The organism is Actinosynnema sp. NPDC023794 (genome assembly GCF_040639675.1).
Lineage (GTDB): Bacteria > Actinomycetota > Actinomycetes > Mycobacteriales > Pseudonocardiaceae > Actinosynnema > Actinosynnema luteola.
The window spans coordinates 250,957-268,612 of the sequence record NZ_JBFAFR010000004.1 but is presented as its reverse complement, the minus strand read 5'-3'; the positions used below and the strand labels follow the sequence as shown (position 1 = coordinate 268,612).

The following is a 17,656-nucleotide window of genomic DNA, read 5'->3' as shown; positions in this document are numbered from 1 at the left end:
CGATCCGCACCTCCCGCGACCGGGCCCCTGGCACCCTCGGTGCCAGGGGCCCGGTCCCGTTCGCGGTGCGCGGCTCAACGCCGCAGGCGTTCCTCGACGTGCGCGATCACCGAGTGCAGCGGCGCTTCACCGTCGCTGGTCACCCAGCACACCCGGACCCCGGTGCGCACGCGTTCGCCGCCGAGCCGCACCGCCCGCCCGGTCAGCTCGCGCACCCGTGCCGCGACCGCCTCGCCGCTGCCGTTCGGGTGCTCCGCGACCACGGCGAACGAGTCGCCGCCGTACCGCGCCACCGTGTAGTCGGCCCGTAAACCCTGCCGCAGCCGTTTCGCCAGCACGGTCAGCAGCTCGTCGCCGCGCTTGAAGCCGTGGGCCGCGTTCACCGCGGCCATCCGGTGCACGTCCGCCAGCACGAGGGACGCCAGCGTGCCCTGGGTGCGCGCCCGGATCAACGCCTGGTCCAGCCGGTCGAGCAGCAGCGCCCGTCCCGGCAGCCCCGTCAGCGCGTCGAGCAGCCCGGCGCTGTGCGGCACGTCCGCCTGCACCGGCCGCAGCAGCACCAACACCTGCCCGCGCCCCCCGATGGGGTAGTACTCGGCCCACACCTTGGCGTGCGGCAGCACCACGGGGATGGTCAGCGGTGATCCGGTGCGCAGCACCTGCGCGGCCAGTTCGGCGCAGCTGGGCAGCGGGGCGCCGGAGTCGTCGCGGGCGCAGGCGTCACCGAGCAGCGACGACGCCATCGGGTTCGCGGCGAGCACCACGCCGTTCTCGTCCTGGAGCAGTACCCCGACCGGCAGTTCCGAGACGAACTCGTCCCACACCGCACGGCAAGCCGTTGTCTGCACGGTACTCATAGGACTCGTGCCTTCCGCTGAGGCATGGCCTGTCCGTGAAGAGCCTCCCCGCAGGTAGCGGGCTTTTCAATAGGCTCGACGCCACCCGGTCCGGTGATCTTTGACCGGCGGTGTAACACCGAGCAGGTCCAGCATCCCGGCGAAGTCCTCTTCGGACACGATCGGCACCCGGTACGCCCGCGCCCGCCGCGCCTTGCTCGACAGCGTGAACGGGTCGGCGGCCACGACCAGGCGGGTCGCCTTGGTCACGTGCCCCTGGCTGACCAGCCCGGCCGACGCGGCGCGGTCGACCCACTCCTCTCGCGGCGCGTGCATCTGGCCGGTGAACACGACCCGGTCACCGCGCACCAACGTCACCAGTTCCGGCCGGCGCGACACCGGAGCCGTGCCACGGCGCACCTCGACCACGTCGCCGGCCAGCGGCACGCGCGGCACGGGCTCGGCCTCCGGCACGCCGAACCCCAGGTAGTGGGCGAACAACCGGGCCGTGGCGCGGGCGTCGTGCAACGCGGAGTGCGCCGAGTCGAGCACCACCCCGACCGCCTCGCAGCACGCCGCCAGCGATCGACCGGCCCGGCCCGGCAGGTACCGGTCGGCCAGGCGCATCGTGCACAGGCCCGTCACCGGCAGGTCCACCCCGGCGCGGGCGAACTCGGCGGTCAGGAACCGGGCGTCGAACGACAGGTTGTGCGCGACCACGACCCGTTCGGCGAGGCGCGCCGCCAGCGCGCCCGCGGCCTGCGCGAACGTCGGCGCGTGCCACACGTCGGCCGCGCGGATCCGGTGCACGTGCTGCGGCCCGAGGTCGCGCCCGGGGTTGAGCAGGGTGCACCACTCGTCGGTCACCCGGCCCGCGCCGTCCAGCCCGACGACGGCCACCTCGACCACCCGGTCCGCACCGCGCGCGGCGAACCCGGTCGTCTCCACGTCGACCACCGCGTACCCCATGATCGACGAACCCTACCGATCATGGTCACGTGCTCAGCGCGCGGAGCACGAGATCGACTACCGCGTCGACGAAGTCGCCGGTCAACGGCGCCGTCCGCAAGAACCACCGCTGGTAAACGGGTCCCAACAACAACTCCACCGCCGCCGACACGTCGACGTCCGGCCGTACGTCCCCCAACCGCCGGGCCGCGTGTAATCGCTCCTCCAGCGCCATCCGGCGCGGCATCAGCAGCAGCGTCACCAGGTCCGTGCGGGACTCGTGCACCAACAGCCTGCACCTGGTCGAACCGCCGTTCGGCCAGCTCCTCGGCCGCGGCCCGCAGCTCCCGCTTGAGGTCGACCGCCAGCACGCCGCTGGGCAACTCGTCCGCGCCGGCCGGCCCGAACTCCAGGAAGGCGTCGAACAGCAACGGCCCCTTCGACGGCCACCACCGGTAGATCGTCTGCTTGCCGACCCCGGCCCGGGCCGCCACCGCCTCGATGGTCAACCGGGAGTGGCCGAGCGCCTCGACCAACTCCAACGCGGCCAGGAGGATCGCCCGCCTCGAACGGTCGCTGCGCCGCGCCGCGTCGGGTGGCATCCATCGATCGTATGCGCAGTTCGGAAGTGGGGGAATGACTCACCACGGGCGCAACCGGTGGCCTCGGAGCACCCGGAACACCGACCGCGGTGTCGGTAGTTCGCCTGACACCGCGGCCGTCGTGGAGATCGTATGGTGCCGAAGTCGCCCGGCTGCCCTACCCGCACGCCGTGAACCCCAGGGGGATCGCAGCTTGTCCTACCAGCCTCAACGTCCTCAGCACCGCCCGCAACCGCCGTACCCGCAACCGCAGTTCCCGCCACCGCACCACCCGCAGCCGCACCACCCGCAGCCGCCGGCGCAGTGGACCGGGGCGCCGACCGGCCCGCCGAAGAAGCGCACCGGCCGGTTGGTCGCCGTGATCATCGTGGTGCTGGTGGTGCTCGGTGGCGCCGGCGGCGTGTGGTTCTGGCAGTCGGGTGGGGGCTCGTCGGCGGTGGGCGAGGACCTCCCGAAGAACTCGGCGCTGGGACAGCTGGCGTTCCCCGACCTGGGTGCCCTCCGGCACGGCGAGGGGGTCGACGCGCTGTGCGGCGCGGTGGAGAAGGCGATGACCGGCCGCGGTTACCGGCCGATCTCCGGGGCGGAGACGGAAGGCGGGATCAACTGCCGCTTCATCACGCCCGGCCTGTCCTTGTTGACCGACGGCGCGATCATGATGAGCTCCGACATCGCCGGCTGGCGGGGCGACGCGGACGACCGCTACCAGCGCTTCTTCGACCTGGCGGTGCGGCAGCGGGACGCGCAGCTGAAGAACCCCGGCTACGCGTCGAGCAAGATCGAGCACTTCCCCGCCGGCGACGGCGGGTACATCTTCCACCGGGTGACGAAGGCGGTCGGCGCCACCGGCGCGCGGACCGACACGGAGGCGGTGTTCCGGTCGGGCGAGGACCTCATGTGGGTCGCGCTGTGGGGCAACGTCCACCGTGCCGCCAAGGACGGCGAGCGCGTGTTGGCCGACCCGCTCACCGAGGAGGTCACCTACGGGGAGATCTCCGACATCGTCAAGTCGCTCAGCGGCGACGGGCAACCGGGCGAGCAGCGGATCACCAAGCCGGAACTGGCGCAGCACCCGACCCTGGCCGCGACGAAGGCGAACCCGGTTGCCGGTGGGACCACGACCACGGACGTGTGCGGGAAGTTCGACGCGGCGGCCGGCCGACTGGGTGTCGCCCCCGTGCCCAAACGCGGTGGTTGTGTGTACGACCCGCCGGACGGTGCGTCGTACGCCGAAGGTTCCGTGCACCGCACCGTCGAGATCGCCGTCGGAGTGGAGGAGGAGGACTCCAACACCCCCGCCGAGGAAGAGCTGGCGAGGGAGCTGAGGAGCCTGCTGGGACGGACGTCCGACGGGACGCACGGGTTCGGGAAGGTGTACGACCTCCCGGTGGGCGACACCGGTTACGCCGTCTACTACACCGTGAAAGGTGGCGGGGGCAGCAGCTCGGGTTACGTGCAGGCCGGTTACGTGGTCGACGGGACGACGCACGTCCTGGTCAAGCTCACCAGCAGGGTCAAGAAGGGCCGTGACCTGGTCGCACCGCCCGAGGAGGTCCTGGTCGGGGACCTGGTGACCGTCCTGACCGCGATGGGCGGCTGAGGCAGAGCGGTTCGCGCCCGCTCGGCGCGCCGCGCCACCAGGTACGCGTACGGGGACTTGCCGTAGGCGTCGCGGAACTCGCGGCTGAGGAGTCCGGCGGGCAGGTCCACGGCGCGGGCGAGCGCCACGACGTCCAACGGCCGCGCGTGCTCGCGGTCGATCCGGTCGCGCACGCGGCGCAACCGCGCCAGGTCTTCGAGTCGCTTCGCCTCGGCGCGTGCGCGCGCCCACGCGGGGTGGCACATGGCGGGACCTTCCCGTTCAGCGGAGCTCTTGGATGCGGATCAGGTTGCCCGCGGGGTCGCGGAAGGCGCAGTCGCGGACGCCGTACGGCTGCACGGTCGGCTCCTGGACCACCTCGGCGTCGCCCGCCTGCACCTTCTCGAACGTCGCGTCGAGGTCCCGGGTGGCCAGCAGGATCCAGCCGTAGGTGCCCTTGGCCATCATCTCGGTGATGGTGCGGCGCTCGTCGTCGGTGACGTTGGGGTCGGCGGCGGGCGGCGCCAGGAGGATGGACGTGTCCGGCCGGCCGGCCGGACCGACCGTGATCCAGCGCATCCTGCCCTGGCCGACGTCGCTGCGGACCTCGAAGCCGAGGGTGTCGCGGTAGAAGGCGAGGGACGCCTCCGGGTCGTCGTGCGGGAGGAAGCTCGTGTTAATCGTGAGGTCCATGGCGGTCAGCCTAAGCATGCCTCTTGACCTGCGCTTCTCGATTCGTGATCGCTCCCGGGCGAGCTGGTTCGCCGGTGGCGCCACCGCGACTCGGCTACCCCGCGTCGGCGGCGGCGCTTAACATGATCACCAGCCGGCACGCCCGCGCCCTGACCCGCGTCGGGCCGACCGACGGCTTCTTCGACCGGAGGGGGACGGTGCCGTGGAGACCGGCATCCTGTCGCTCGGGCTGCACCCGAGCGCGATCGACTACAGCCGGTACCCCGGCCTGGACGAGGAGACGTTGACGGCCCGGATCGCGGCGGGCGAGGCGGCGCTGCGCGAGGAGGGGTTCGACATCGTGCCGTGCCAGGTCTCCGCCGACCCGGACGAGGCCGAGCGCAAGGTCCGCGAGTGCGTGGCCGACCACCCGGTCCGGGTCGTGATGATCGGCGCGGGCGTGCGGATGGCGCCGGAGCACACCCTGCTGTTCGAACGCCTGGTGAACCTGGTCAACCACCTCGTGCCCGGCATCGTGTTCTGCTTCAACACCTCACCGGAGACCACGGTCGACGCCCTGCGCCGGGCGGTCCGCCCCACCCGCTGACCGTCGCCGCCGGGACGACCGACGGGCGGGGTCAGCCCTGGGCCAGGTCGGCGAAGCGGCTGTAGTGGAGCTGGTGGGCGACGGTGATGGTGGCCGTCGGGCCGGCGCGGTGCTTGGCGATGATCAGGTCCGCCTCGCCCGCGCGCGGGTCGTCGCGTTCCCAGGCGTCCGGGCGGTTGATCAGGATCACCATGTCCGCGTCCTGCTCCAGCGAGCCGGACTCACGCAGGTCGGACAGCTGCGGGCGCTTGTCGGTCCGCTGTTCCGGGCCTCGGTTGAGCTGGCTGATCGCGATCACCGGCACCTCGAGCTCCTTGGCGATCAGCTTGAGGTTCCGGGAGAACTCCGAGACCTCCTGCTGGCGGGACTCGGTGCGCTTGCCCGACGACATCAGCTGGAGGTAGTCGACCACCACGAGCCGCAGGTCGTGGCGCTGCTTCAACCGGCGCGCCTTGGCCCGGATCTCCATCATGGTCAGGTTCGGCGAGTCGTCGACGAACAGCGGCGCCTCGCTGATCTCGCTCATCCGCCGCGCCAACCGGGTCCAGTCGTCGTCGCTCATCCGGCCACCGCGCATGTCGCCGAGCCGGATGCGGGCCTCGGCGGAGAGCATGCGCATGACGATCTCCGTGCGCGACATCTCCAGCGAGAAGATCGCGCTGGTCAACCCGTGCTTCACCGAGCAGGACCTGGCGAAGTCCAGTCCCAGGGTCGACTTGCCGACACCGGGCCGGGCCGCGACGATGATCATCTGACCCGGGTGCAGCCCGTTGGTCAGCTCGTCGAGGTCCGCGAAGCCGGTCGGGATGCCGAGCGACGAGCCGCCGCGCGAGGCGATGGCGTCGATCTCGTCCATGGTCGGCTGGAGCAGCTCCTCCAGCACCACGTAGTCCTCGGTGGTGCGGCGCTCGGTGACCTCGTAGATCGCCGCCTGCGCACGGTCGACCACCTCGTCCACGTCCGCGCCCTCGGCGCCGTTGTAGCCGAGCTGCACGATCCTGGTGCCCGCCTCCACCAACCGCCGCAGCACGGCCTTCTCCGCCACGATCTCGGCGTAGTAGGAGGCGTTGGCCGCCGTCGGCACGGTGGCGATCAGGGTGTGCAGGTACGGCGCGCCGCCGACGCGCAGCAACTCGCCCCGGCGCTCCAGCTCGGCGGACACCGTGATCGGGTCGGCCGGCTCGCCGCGTCCGTACAGGTCGAGGATGCAGTCGTACACGGCCTGGTGCGCGGGCCGGTAGAAGTCGTTGGGCGCCAGGACCTCGACCACGTCGGCGATCGCGTCCTTGCTCAGCAGCATCCCGCCGAGCACCGACTGCTCGGCGGCGAGGTCCTGCGGCGGCTGCCGTTCGAAGCCGGGCTCGGCCATGCCCCGGTCGTCCACCAGCGCCACCGTGAGCTCACCCCAATCTGCTGCCGTGCGGATGTTGTACCTCGTGGGTCCGACAAAGTCCGCCACGCCACGCCCCGTGGTCCAGCGACGCTAGAGCCACCTGGATGGCGTAGGCAAACCCACCTGTGGACAGGTCGGTGGACAGCTTGGGGATGGCCGCGCCCAGCTGACCACAGGCCTGGGGAAACCTGTGGACAACCTGGGTACAACTCAGGCCCAGACAAAAGTTCACCCAGGTCAGACCCTGTGGATAAGTTTGTGGAAAAGTAGTGCGTCACACCTTCGGCGTGTCGCGTGTAACCGGCGGCACGGCGTGTCGCGCACAACGTGTCACAAGAGTTGTCCACAGCCGGACGTGCGAAAGCGCCGCCCGACCAGAACACCTGGTCGAACGGCGCTTCCGGGGTGGAACGTCAGACCGCGCTCGCGACCTCGACCGAGAGCGACACGGTGACCTCCGGGTGGAGCCGGACGTTCACCGAGTGCTTGCCGAGGGTCTTGATGTGGCCCGCGATCTCGACGGACCGCTTGTCCAGCGTCGGGCCGCCGGCCGCGCGCACGGCCGACACGACGTCGGACGAGGTGACGGAGCCGAACAGCTTCTTCGAGCCGGCCGCGGACTTGGCCTTCAGCGTCACGGAGCCGAGGCCCTCGAGCGTGGCCTTGATCTCCTTGGCGTGGTCCAGGTCGCGCACCCGGCGGGTGTCCTGCGCCCGGCGGATGACCTCGACCTGCTTGGTCGCGCCCTTGGTGGCGACGATCGCCAGGCTGCGGGGCAGCAGGTAGTTGCGGCCGTAGCCGTCCTTGACCTCGACGATGTCGCCGGGGCCACCGAGGCCGGTCACGTCAGCGGTGAGGATGAGCTTCACGATGCCGTCCCCTTTCTCAGCGAGCCGTCGAGGTGTAGGGCAGCAGCGCCATCTCGCGGGCGTTCTTGACGGCGACCGCGACGTCGCGCTGGTGCTGGGAGCAGTTGCCGGTGACCCGGCGGGCGCGGATCTTGCCCCGGTCCGAGATGTACTTCCGGAGCAGGGTGGTGTCCTTGTAGTCGATCAGGTTGGCGTTCTTGTCCTTGCAGAACGCGCAGACCTTCTTCTTGGGCTTGCGCACAGGCGGCTTGGCCATGTGTGAACTCCTGGGTATTACGCAGTGAAGTGTGGAGTGGACCGGTGCCGGGTCTAGAAGGGGGGCTCGTCGGCGAAGCCACCGGAGCCGGCCGGGGGCGCGGAGCCCCACGGGTCGTCGGCCGGTGCGCCGCCGCCGCCACCGCGAGACTGACCGCCGCCGCCGAAGCCGCCGCCGCCGTCTCCACGGCTCACCTTGTTGACCTTCGCGGTCGCGTAGCGCAGCGAGGGGCCGATCTCGTCGACCTCAAGCTCGATGACGGTGCGCTTCTCGCCTTCCTTCGTCTCGAAGGAACGCTGGCGCAGTCGCCCGGACACGAGCACGCGCGAACCGCGGGTGAGGGACTCGGCCACGTTCTCCGCGACCTGCCGCCACACGTTGCACCGCAGGAACAGCGCTTCGCCGTCCTTCCACTCACCGCTCGCCCGGTCGAACGTGCGGGGGGTGGAGGCCACGGTGAAGCTCGCCACCGCGGCGCCGGACTGGGTGAAGCGGAGTTCGGGATCGGCGGTCAGGTTCCCGACCACCGTGATCGTCGTCTCGCCTGCCATGGTTTGGGCTCCTAGGCCTTGGCCGCGGCCTTGGCGGCGATCCGGGCCGCGGTCTTCGCGGCCTTGGCGGGATCGCGCCGGATGACCTTCGTCCGGAGCACCGTCTCCTGCAGGCCGAGCTGGCGGTCCAGCTCCTTCACCGCGTCGGGGGTCGAGATCAGGTCGAGGACGGCGTAGATGCCCTCGGCGCTCTTGTTGATCTCGAAGCTCAGCCGGCGCTTGCCCCAGACCTCGACCTTCTCCACGTTGCCACCCGTGGTGCGGATGACGTTGAGGAACGTGTCAAGGGACGGCGCGATCGTGCGCTCGTCGAGACTGGGGTCGAGGATGACCATCACTTCGTAATGACGCATGAAGACCACTCACCTCCTGTGGACTCGGCGGCCACGGACGTTCCGTGGCAGGAGGGTCGTCGCGTCAGCAACCCGTGAAGGGTAACAGGCCGCCGGGTCGCACCTCCCGGCGGCCTGTTCGCACAGGTCAGAGGCCCCAGCTGAGGAGGTTCTGGCGTACCTCTTCGATGATCCGCGTGCCCCGGTTGTGGGAGGTGTAGCCGTACGTGTGGATGGCCACCGCGCAGGCCGCGGAGCAACCGCTGTCGTAGACGGGCGAGCCGCTCTGCCCGCCGATGGTGTCCAGCAGGTAGTGGAGCTGGCGGGCGTTGGTGGCGGTCACGGTGTTCGAGGTGTACCACTGCGTGGCGTGTGGCTTGTCCTGCGGGTAGCCCCGGGTGGTGACCGTGGTGCCGTCGAGCGAGGCGGTGGACGTGCTCAGGCCGAACCAGCCCGTGGTGTCGCCGATGGTGCAGGTGAGCTTGAGGGTGGCGTAGTCGTACTCGGTGTTCCGGTCCTGGGTCCACCCGGTGGTGGCGTAGGCGTTGGACACGCCGCAGCTGCCGTACGGCGACGAGTCGCCGTTGCGGCCGGGGTACACGGTGAAGTTGGTGTTCCACGCGGCGGCGTCGAGGTTGTAGACGCAATGGGCCGCGGTCGCCACCGCGTCCGCCTCGTACAGCCACCCCGTGCACCAGCTCGTCGTGCCGGTGGGCTTGGTGTAGGTGAAGCGGACCGTGGCGCGGGCCGGGTAGTCGAAGGTGTAGGTGGCCTGGACGCGCTCGTCCGGGGCGATGATCGACTGGACGGAGAACTCGTCGGGGTCCACCGTCGCCGGTTCGGGCCCGGTCACCCGGCGCACGCCCTCGGCGTCGGCCAGGTCGCCGGTGCCGGCGAAGCCGTCGCTCGTGCCGGGATGGCCGGCGGGTACCCGTTTGATCGCCGAACCCACGCGGCCGTCACTGGAGACCGGGGTGTTCGGGTCGAGCGCGAGCGCCGCGGTCGCGGTCTGGACCGAGGTCAGCGTCAGGGTCAGGCACAGCGCGGACAGGGCGGAGACGATTCTGCCGATCATCATGCTGGGAACGCTTCCAGCGCCGCGGACCGCCGGGCAGAGAGCAGACGCACGAAGAACGCGGCCACGGTTCCCCCTTACGGGGACTTACGTGACTCAGGCCACGGCCCGGCGCAGCACCCAGGTGCGCACGAGAGCGCCCATCACGCACGACAGCAGCAGCACGGCGAGCAGCACGGGGGCCGCCACACCGCCGCCCATCCGGCCGGAGCCGGGCAGCGCCTGGGCCCGGCCCGCGGTCTGCACGCCGTCGGAGTCGTCGGCGTTCGGCACGCCGTAGCCGGGCCGGTAGCCGCTCACGCCGCCGCCGTAGCGCACGCCGGGCGACGGCGCGTACCGGCCCGGCACGGCGAACGGCAGGGCGCCGTAGCTGAACAGCGGCACGCGGCCGAAGTTGCCGCCCCACGGGTTCGAGCCGTACAGCGGCACGTCGAGCCCGCCGCCGACGCCGCCGACCGGGCTGTTCGCCGGCTGCTGGTCGTTCGGGGTGGCGCCGGGGTTCGAGGTGCCGGGGTTCGTGCCCGGCTGACCGGTCTGCGGCGGCTGGTTCGGCGACGGCTTGTCGCCGGGCAGGCCCGGCAGTTGGCCGGTGGCCTGCTGGGAGGCGTCCGCGAGCGCCTTCGACCCGTCCTGGACGGGCGCCGCGGCGGCGTTGACGCCCTGCACGGTTATGCCGCACAGCTTGGTCAGCTCCGCGCGCACCCCGGTGGAGAGCGTGACGATGATCGGCCCGAGCAGCGGCAGCTTGGCCAGTTCCGCGTTGACCTTGTTCGCGATGTCGCCGCCGGTGATGACGCCGGAGCCGGTGGGGATGGCGCCGATCGCGATGGGCGGCAGCGCCGAGAACGCCTGGCGGAACGGCTCCGCGAGCGGCGGGCCGAGCAGCGGGACCGCCCGGATCAGCTGCACGATCGGGTCGAGGACCGCGGCCGGGCTCAGCGCCACCGGTGTGCCCGGCGCGCCCTGCACGGTGGTCGCGCAGCTGCCCACCACGACGGGTTCGGCGGCCGCGGCCGAACCGGAGCCGGCCGCGGCGCCGGCCGTGCCGACCGCGAGCACGACGGTCGCCGCGCTCACCAGCCGAATGAGCCGGATCCGCATGTCTGCCCCCCTGGCTTGCCGACCGCGCTTCCCGTTCCTACTTGCAAGTAACGAGCGTAGGTGCTCATGGTGACGTGGGCCATCCCCTCAACGACATATTTCCTATCGGCGGTGGGCGGCGGTGTGTTTCGGCGCCCGACTACCCTCCACCCATGCGCATCGGGGCCCACGTCCGCGACGACGACCCGCTCGGCGCCGCCGTCGACCGCGGCGCCGACGTCGTGCAGTTCTTCCTGGCCGATCCCCAGGGGTGGAAGGCGCCGAAGCCGCACCCGCAGACGGAGGGGTTGCTGGCCTCCGACCTGGACGTCTTCATCCACGCGCCGTACCTGGCCAACGTCGCGTCGCTCAACAACCGCATCCGCATCCCGTCGCGGAAGATGGTGCTCCAGCACGCCGAGGGCGCGGCCAAGGTCGGCGCCAAGGGCCTGATCGTGCACGGCGGTCACGTCGCCAAGGGCGAGGACCCGAACGACGGCATCGCCAACTGGCGCAAGATGTTCGAGCGCCAGGCCGACAGCGGTGGCTTCGCGGTCCCGATCCTGATCGAGAACACCGCGGGCGGCGAGAACGCCATGGCGCGGACGTTCGACATGCTCGGCAGGCTGTGGGACGCGGTCGGCGAGTTCGGCGCGGGGTTCTGCCTGGACACCTGCCACGCGTTCGCCTCGGGCGAGGACCTGGTCGGCATCGTGGACCGGGTGAAGGCCATCACCGGGCGCGTCGACCTGGTCCACCTGAACAGCTCCCGCGACGAGTTCGGCTCCTCGCGGGACCGGCACGCCAACATCGCGTCCGGCACCATCGACCCCGAGCAGCTGGTCGCGGTGGCCGGGGCCGCCGGTTCGCCGGTGCTGGTCGAGACACCGGACGAAGGGCAGGCGGCGGACATCGCGTTCCTCCGCGAGCACTTGGGCCGCTGAGCGTGACGCGGGAGGTGGTGGCCGTGCCGGAGCGCGCGGACGCCGGGTCGTCCCCGCCGCGGTTCGGCCGGGTGGCGCTGGCCGCGGTCGTGCTCCTGTGCGGGCTGACGATGTTCGCGGGCTTCCTCAACAAGGACCGCTGCACCGGACCGGAGTTCGACCAGTGGGGCCGCAGCGCGCCGGACTACGAGCGGCGCAACAAGGCCGAGGTCTGCTACTCCGACATCCAGCACCTGTGGATCGGGCGTGACATCGACCGGCACGTCTTCCCGTACGTGAACGGCAGCATCAACAGCAGGGGCGTGCTGGTCGGCGGGGTGGTCGAGTACCCGGTGCTGACCGGGCTGACGATCTGGGCGGGCGCGATCCTCGCGGACGACGACGCCGGCTTCCTGCTGTTCTCGGCGCTGCTGATGGCGCCGTTCGGGTTGGCCACCGGGTGGCTGCTCGGGAAGCTGAGCCGGTGGCGCGCGCTGATCTGGGCGCTGGGCCCGCCGGTGGTGCTGTACGCGTTCCACAACTGGGACCTGCCGGTCGTGCTCTGCGCGGTGGCGGCGGTGTACGTGGTGCACCGGGGCTGGGGACGGAGCGAGCGACCACTGGTCGACCGCGCGGTGGTCGCGTCCGTGCTGCTGGGCCTCGGGTTCGCTTTCAAGATCTACCCGGCGATCTTCGTGCTGCCGCTGTGCCTGTACGTGCTGACCGGCGGTCCCGGCGGGAGGTCGCTGCCGCGCGGCGTCCGGTACGACCTGGCCGGTGCGGTGAAGGTGGCGCTGGCGGCCGTGGTGACGGTGGTGCTGGTCAACCTGCCGTTCGCGGTGGTGGGGCTGGAGGGCTGGAAGGCGTCGTTCGCGTTCCAGGGCCTGCGGCGGGTCGACATCACCACCAACTCGATCTGGTTCTGGTCGATGCGGCCGTTCATGGCCGACGACGTCATGCAGGCGCTGGTGGCCGTGCTGTCGCCGATCGGGATCCTGCTGTCGTTCGGGCTGGCGTGCCGGATCGGGTGGCGGCGGTACCTGAGCGAGGGCAGCTACCCGTGGGTGCCGGTGTCGGCGGCGATGCTGTGCGGTTTCCTGTTGCTGCACAAGGTGCACTCGCCGCAGTACACGCTGTGGCTGGTGCCGATGTTCGTGCTGCTGCGGGTGGACTGGGGCTGGGTGGCGGCGTACTTCGTGGCGGACCTCGCCATGGGCGTCGGCATCTTCCGCTGGTTCTACGCGATCGAGTTCGGCGAGCCGTCCGGGATCTACGACGGTTTCGCGGCGCAGGCCGTGGTGATCGGGGTGTGGGGCCGGGCGGCGCTGCTGGTGGCCTTGTTCTTCGTCTTCCTGCGCTCCGAGGTCACCTTCACCGACCGAACTCCGACCCGCCGACGTCCGGCGCCCACGACCTCCGCGTAGGTCAGCCGCCCACGCCGGCGGGCACCGGCGCGTCGTCCCGGCGCCGTCGGCCGAACCGCAGCGCGAACCGGTCCGGCGCGCCGTCGATGAAACCGCCGCACGGGTCGTCGTCGCCGGTCTGGCGCACCTTGTCCAGGGCCGGCCGGTAGATCTCGCGCACGATGAACCCGCACACCACGATCACCGCGATGTCGCGCGCCACCACCGCGCCGAGGAACCAGTCGATCGGCAGGCCCTTGTGGTCCACGCCCAGGTAGAAGAACATCCGGGGCACCCAGACCAGCGCGTCCACCGCCATCCACGCCAGCAGCAGCTTCCACCGCGGCAGCGCCAGCACGGCCAGCGGCACGAGCCACAGCGAGTACTGCGGGCTCCACACCTTGTTCGTCAGCAGGAAAGCGGCCACCACGAGGAACGCCAGCTGCGCGAACCGCGGCCGCCGCGGCGCGGACATGGCCACGAAGCCGACCGCCGCGCAGCACACCAGGAACAGCACCGCGCTGACCGTGTTCAACACCTCGGGCGCCTGCCCGTGCGCCAGCCCCGGGTCGAAGCCCTGCCACCCGGTCCACTGCGCGACCACGTTGTAGAGCGAGTCCGGGTCGACGCCGCGCTCGGTGTTGAGCCGGAAGAACTCGCGCCAGCCGTCCGGGTAGAGCCACGCGATCGGCGCGTTCACCAACCCCCACGTGGCCAGCGTCGCGCCGAGCGTGGTCCACCCGGCCCGCAGCTTGCCCGCCCGCCAGCACAGCAGCAGCAACGGCCCGAGCAGGAACAGCGGGTACAGCTTCGCCGCGCCGCCCAGCCCGAGCAGCACGCCCGCCAGCACCGGCTTCTTGCGCGCCCACGCGAGCATGCCCGCCGTCGCGAACGCCGTGGCGAGCGTGTCGAAGTTGGTGAACGCGTGCACGACCACCAGCGGTGAGACCGCCACGAGCACCGCGTCGTACGGCCGTCGCCTGGCCAGTTGCGCCACCGCGAACGCGGTCACCAGCCACGCCAGCGCCAGCCAGATCGCGGTGATGTTGAAGTACACGATCACGGTCATCGGGTTCGGCAACCACCCGGACGAGGCGATCACCGTCCAGCCCTGCGCCATGCGCGCGTTGAGCAGCTGGAACATGCCCGTCAGCACGGGGTACTCCATGTACCGCACGTGCGCCGTCGGCTTGCCCTCGTCGTCCACCCACGAGGTCTTGTAGGGGAACGTGTCCGGCTTGTCCAACCGCTCCGCCGTGTACAGCGGCACGGTGTCGGAGTAGCACATCGCGGTGAACTGCTTGCTGCCGCGCCAGTCCAGCTGCACCACGCCGTTGTCGTCCACGTACTGCTGCACGCACGGCGACTTCTGGAACCACGCCAGCGCCAGCGTCACCACCGCGAACAGCAGCACGACCCGCAGCGGCGTCCAGAACCACTGCCGCCCGACCGACGCGTGCCGACCGACCGGTCCGCCGAGCGGCTTGCTCGCCGCCCGGGCCAACGGCTCGGTCCACGTCGGGTTGACCCGCTCGTCGGGGCCGAGCGAGTCGGTGTCGTCGGCGTTCGCCTGCGCGCCGTCGGGGGTCGCCTGCGAGTGCTGCGATGGGCTGGCCACGGTGACGGATGCTACGGGCCGGCGTCAACGGAAGTTGTGAGGTCTTCGCGAACCCGCGCCGGTTCGTCGCGACCCCGCTGGGGGGACGGGCACGCGAAGAGGGGCCCGGCGCGTTGCCGGACCCCTCTTCACGTGCGTCGACCGCGGGCGCTAACCCGTTGGTCTGCTACCGCCGCCGCCGATCGGGTCGGGGCCGTTCTCCGGCGTCGTCGTGGTGGTGGTGGGCGGGCAGGCCAGGCCCACGCACGGACGGGTCGAGGTCGTCGGCTTGGTGGTCGTCGGCTTGGTCGAGGTCGGGTCGGTCGTCGTCGACCGGTTGTCCTCGTCCCGCTTCTGCGTGGTGGTCGTGGTGGTGGTCGTGGTGGTCGGCTTCGGGTCGTCGAACTGGTTCAACTTCCTCGGCTTCGGGAACGGCTCCGGCGGCGTCCCCTCCAAGGCCCGGTCCATGAACTTCTTCCAGATCTGACCGGGCAGGCCACCACCGAAGATCGGCCGGTTCTGCGCGTCCTTCAACGCCACGTTGCCCTCGTCGCGACCCAGCCACACCGACGCGGCCAGCGACGGCGTGTAGCCGACCATCCAGGCCTTCGAGTTCTGGTCGGCGTGGTCGGGGAGCTCGTGCGTGCCGGTCTTGCCGGCGCACTCGCGGCCCGCGCAGGCGAGGCCGGTCGACGGCTTGACGACGGGCTTGAGCGCCTCGGTGACGTTGTCGGCGATGTCCTGGTTCTTCTGCGGGTCCGGGTCGAACGCCTGCCGCGACACGTCGACGTGCTGGTAGACGGCCTTCTCCTCGGAGTTGGTGATCTTCGAGATGAAGAACGGCTCGTGGTAGATGCCGCGCGCGGCGAACGTGGCGTAGGCCGAGGCCATGTCGAACGGCCGGACCTGCGCCTCGCCACCGCCGATCGCGATACCGACGTTCGGCGGGCCGCCGTTCTCGTTGACCAGCAGGTCCTTCTTCGCGCCCTGGACCTCGACCGACTTCGGGATGCCCGCGGCGTGCGCGGCGTCGGCGACCGGCTGGGTGCCGATCTGGATCACCATCTCGTAGAACACCGTGTTCAGCGACAGCTCCATCGCCTTGCGGATGGGGCACTTCTCGCCGCAGGTGTCGTTGGGGTCGGACGCGTTGCGGATCGTGATCCTCGTGCCGCCGAGCTCGAACGTCTTCGGCGACCGGCCGTCGTAGGTGGAGCCGAGGCCCTTGCCCGCCTTCAACGCGGCGACCAGGTCGAACGCCTTGAACGACGAGCCCGCCTCCTGGAGCGTCTCGGTGGCGTAGTCGAGGCCCGTGCCGTCCGAGCCCGCGTAGTACGCCCGCACCGCGCCCGACTGCGGGTCGATCGCGGTGAGCGAGGACCTCAGCTCCTTGGGCTGGTTGCCGAGGACGTCCTGCACCGCCTTCTCGGCCGCCAACTGCTTCGGCGGATCGATGGTGGTGTGCACGGTGACGCCGACCGACTGGGACTTCTTGACGTCCCACCCGACCTTGTCCATCTCCTTGAGGATCTGGTCGCGGATGTGCAGGCGCGGGCCCTCCAGGCCCGAGTCGTCGGTCTGCTCCACCGGCGTCGGGAACGGCTCGCTCTGGCGGTAGGACGGCTCGATCCACTTGTACTCGAGCATCTGGTCCATCACGTAGTTCCAGCGCTCTTGCTGGTACGCGGGCTGCCAGTCGCGGCCGGGGTTCTGGACCATGCCCGCCAGCAGGGCGGCCTGCGAGTAGGTCAGGTTCTTCAGGTCGTCGTGACCGAAGTACGCCTTCGCCGCGGTCTTGATGCCGTACGCGCCCTTGCCGAAGTAGATCGTGTTCAAGTACGCGGTGAGGATGTCCTTCTTGTCCTGCTGCTGCGACATCTTGTACGCGGTGACCGCTTCGGTGAACTTGCGGGACAGCGTCATGTCGGTCTGGTCGGTGGCTTCCTTGACGTACTGCTGCGTGAGCCCCGAGCCACCGCTCTGCTCGCCCTTGAGCTGGTAGTAGGCCGCGCGGGCAATGGCCTTGAGGTCGAAGCCGACGTTCGTCTCGAACGTCGGGTCCTCCGCGGCGAACAAGGCGTGCTTGATCGACTCCGGCAGGTCCTCGTACTTGACCATGGTCCGGTTCGCCTCGCCGGGGGCGTACTTCGTCATCACGGAGCCGTCGGCGTAGAGGATCGTGATCGCCTTGCCCTGCTCGGCCGCGAGGGCCTCGGGGTTCGGGACCTCGACCACCTGGTAGGCGATGGCGAACGCGACGACCGGCGCCAGCAGCATCAGGCCGAAGGCCACGTAGGTGGTGCGGCGCACGCGGCGCCAGATCTTCTTGCGGCGCACGGCGCGGGCCTCCTCCTCGGTCAGCTCCTCGTCGTACTCGTCGTCGTAGAACGGCTCGAGCTCGACCTCGTCCTCGCGGTGCGTGAGGAGTTCGGGCTCGCGCGGCGTGGTCTGGTACACGGGCGGCAGCAGGTCCGTCGGCTCCTCGCCGGGACGCCGCTGCGGACCACCCGGACCGGCCGGACCGCCGGGTCTGCGCGGACCGCCCGGACCACCGACCGGTGGCCGGCCGCCGGGCGGCACGGGACCGCCGGGTGCGCGCAGGCCGCCGGGAGGCGTGTTCGGGCGCTGGCCGGGGCCGCCGGGGACGCTGCCCGCGGCGGCGGGACCGGTCGGCGGGCCGCCCGGCCTGCCGCCGGGGCCGGGTGCGCCCGGACCGGCCGGTCGCCGCGGCGGCGGGCCACCGCGGGGGATGCCACCGGGAGGCGTGCCCCCCACCGGCCGGCCTCCGCCGGGCGGCGTGCCGGGGCGGGAGAACCCGCCCGGCGGGGTGCCGTGCCTAGGGCCGGGGCCGTCGAGCGGAGAGCGCGCGAAACCACCTGGCGGGGTGTTCGGACGCTCCGGCTGATCCCCGGTTCCGTGGCGCGGTGGGTGCC

Annotated in this window: 17 protein-coding genes and 1 pseudogene; 4 read left to right on the top strand and 14 right to left on the bottom strand. The window is 71.1% G+C overall.

Annotated elements, in window-relative coordinates; all coding sequences use genetic code 11:
- Positions 1–74: 74 nt before the first annotated feature.
- From AB0H12_RS12555 to AB0H12_RS12540, 4 genes and pseudogenes are all read right to left on the bottom strand, one after another.
- Positions 75–857, bottom strand: coding sequence for a GGDEF domain-containing protein (locus AB0H12_RS12555; RefSeq protein WP_499622891.1), 783 nt, complete (start codon positions 855–857; stop codon positions 75–77).
- 66 nt (positions 858–923) lie between these two features.
- The gene (locus tag AB0H12_RS12550) at positions 924–1,805 is read right to left on the bottom strand and encodes an exonuclease domain-containing protein (RefSeq protein ID WP_499622889.1); all 882 of its coding nucleotides are present in this window, start codon (positions 1,803–1,805) and stop codon (positions 924–926) included.
- A 25-nt stretch (positions 1,806–1,830) separates the two neighbouring features.
- Positions 1,831–2,070, bottom strand: a complete 240-nt coding sequence (locus AB0H12_RS12545; protein ID WP_499623176.1) for a TetR-like C-terminal domain-containing protein — start codon at positions 2,068–2,070, stop codon at positions 1,831–1,833.
- A gap of 199 nt (positions 2,071–2,269) precedes the next feature.
- Positions 2,270–2,386: pseudogene (locus tag AB0H12_RS12540) on the bottom strand (TetR family transcriptional regulator); the annotation flags it as partial.
- A 193-nt stretch (positions 2,387–2,579) separates the two neighbouring features.
- Between AB0H12_RS12540 and AB0H12_RS12535 the strand changes: the two are divergent.
- Positions 2,580–3,986, top strand: a complete 1,407-nt coding sequence (locus AB0H12_RS12535; RefSeq protein ID WP_499622888.1) for a hypothetical protein — start codon at positions 2,580–2,582, stop codon at positions 3,984–3,986.
- A gap of 261 nt (positions 3,987–4,247) precedes the next feature.
- Here AB0H12_RS12535 and AB0H12_RS12530 read toward each other — a convergent pair whose 3' ends face one another.
- Positions 4,248–4,667 carry a VOC family protein gene (locus AB0H12_RS12530; protein ID WP_499623175.1) on the bottom strand — a complete coding sequence of 140 codons (420 nt, stop codon included), beginning with the start codon at positions 4,665–4,667 and terminating at the stop codon, positions 4,248–4,250.
- A gap of 193 nt (positions 4,668–4,860) precedes the next feature.
- On the opposite strand from AB0H12_RS12530, the gene AB0H12_RS12525 reads away from it, so the two are divergent.
- Positions 4,861–5,244, top strand: coding sequence for a hypothetical protein (locus AB0H12_RS12525; RefSeq protein ID WP_499622887.1), 384 nt, complete (start codon positions 4,861–4,863; stop codon positions 5,242–5,244).
- A 31-nt stretch (positions 5,245–5,275) separates the two neighbouring features.
- Here AB0H12_RS12525 and dnaB read toward each other — a convergent pair whose 3' ends face one another.
- The 7 genes from dnaB to AB0H12_RS12490 all read right to left on the bottom strand — a co-directional run bounded on the left by dnaB (position 5,276) and on the right by AB0H12_RS12490 (position 10,821).
- Positions 5,276–6,637, bottom strand: coding sequence for a replicative DNA helicase (dnaB, locus tag AB0H12_RS12520; protein ID WP_073897890.1), 1,362 nt, complete (start codon positions 6,635–6,637; stop codon positions 5,276–5,278).
- A gap of 413 nt (positions 6,638–7,050) precedes the next feature.
- Entirely contained in the window at positions 7,051–7,509 is a 459-nt protein-coding gene (rplI, locus tag AB0H12_RS12515) for a 50S ribosomal protein L9 (protein WP_499623173.1), read from the bottom strand.
- A gap of 13 nt (positions 7,510–7,522) precedes the next feature.
- Positions 7,523–7,762 (bottom strand): 30S ribosomal protein S18, encoded by a 240-nt coding sequence (rpsR, locus tag AB0H12_RS12510; protein ID WP_015805710.1) that lies wholly within the window; start codon positions 7,760–7,762, stop codon positions 7,523–7,525.
- A 53-nt stretch (positions 7,763–7,815) separates the two neighbouring features.
- Positions 7,816–8,313, bottom strand: coding sequence for a single-stranded DNA-binding protein (locus tag AB0H12_RS12505; protein ID WP_499622886.1), 498 nt, complete (start codon positions 8,311–8,313; stop codon positions 7,816–7,818).
- 11 nt (positions 8,314–8,324) lie between these two features.
- The gene (rpsF, locus tag AB0H12_RS12500) at positions 8,325–8,666 is read right to left on the bottom strand and encodes a 30S ribosomal protein S6 (RefSeq protein ID WP_123748234.1); all 342 of its coding nucleotides are present in this window, start codon (positions 8,664–8,666) and stop codon (positions 8,325–8,327) included.
- A 127-nt stretch (positions 8,667–8,793) separates the two neighbouring features.
- Complete coding sequence (locus AB0H12_RS12495) at positions 8,794–9,723, bottom strand: trypsin-like serine peptidase (RefSeq protein ID WP_499622885.1); 930 nt, start codon at positions 9,721–9,723, stop codon at positions 8,794–8,796.
- 93 nt (positions 9,724–9,816) lie between these two features.
- The gene (locus tag AB0H12_RS12490; RefSeq protein ID WP_499622883.1) at positions 9,817–10,821 is read right to left on the bottom strand and encodes a hypothetical protein; all 1,005 of its coding nucleotides are present in this window, start codon (positions 10,819–10,821) and stop codon (positions 9,817–9,819) included.
- A 152-nt stretch (positions 10,822–10,973) separates the two neighbouring features.
- Between AB0H12_RS12490 and AB0H12_RS12485 the strand changes: the two genes are divergently transcribed.
- Positions 10,974–11,744 (top strand): deoxyribonuclease IV, encoded by a 771-nt coding sequence (locus AB0H12_RS12485; RefSeq protein WP_499622882.1) that lies wholly within the window; start codon positions 10,974–10,976, stop codon positions 11,742–11,744.
- 23 nt (positions 11,745–11,767) lie between these two features.
- The gene (locus AB0H12_RS12480) at positions 11,768–13,147 is read left to right on the top strand and encodes a glycosyltransferase family 87 protein (protein WP_499622880.1); all 1,380 of its coding nucleotides are present in this window, start codon (positions 11,768–11,770) and stop codon (positions 13,145–13,147) included.
- A 1-nt stretch (position 13,148) separates the two neighbouring features.
- Here AB0H12_RS12480 and AB0H12_RS12475 read toward each other — a convergent pair whose 3' ends face one another.
- Together AB0H12_RS12475 and AB0H12_RS12470 are read right to left on the bottom strand one after the other, a co-directional pair.
- Positions 13,149–14,744 (bottom strand): glycosyltransferase family 87 protein, encoded by a 1,596-nt coding sequence (locus AB0H12_RS12475; RefSeq protein ID WP_230572675.1) that lies wholly within the window; start codon positions 14,742–14,744, stop codon positions 13,149–13,151.
- 150 nt (positions 14,745–14,894) lie between these two features.
- Positions 14,895–17,498 carry a transglycosylase domain-containing protein gene (locus tag AB0H12_RS12470; protein ID WP_499622878.1) on the bottom strand — a complete coding sequence of 868 codons (2,604 nt, stop codon included), beginning with the start codon at positions 17,496–17,498 and terminating at the stop codon, positions 14,895–14,897.
- Positions 17,499–17,656 lie beyond the last annotated feature (158 nt).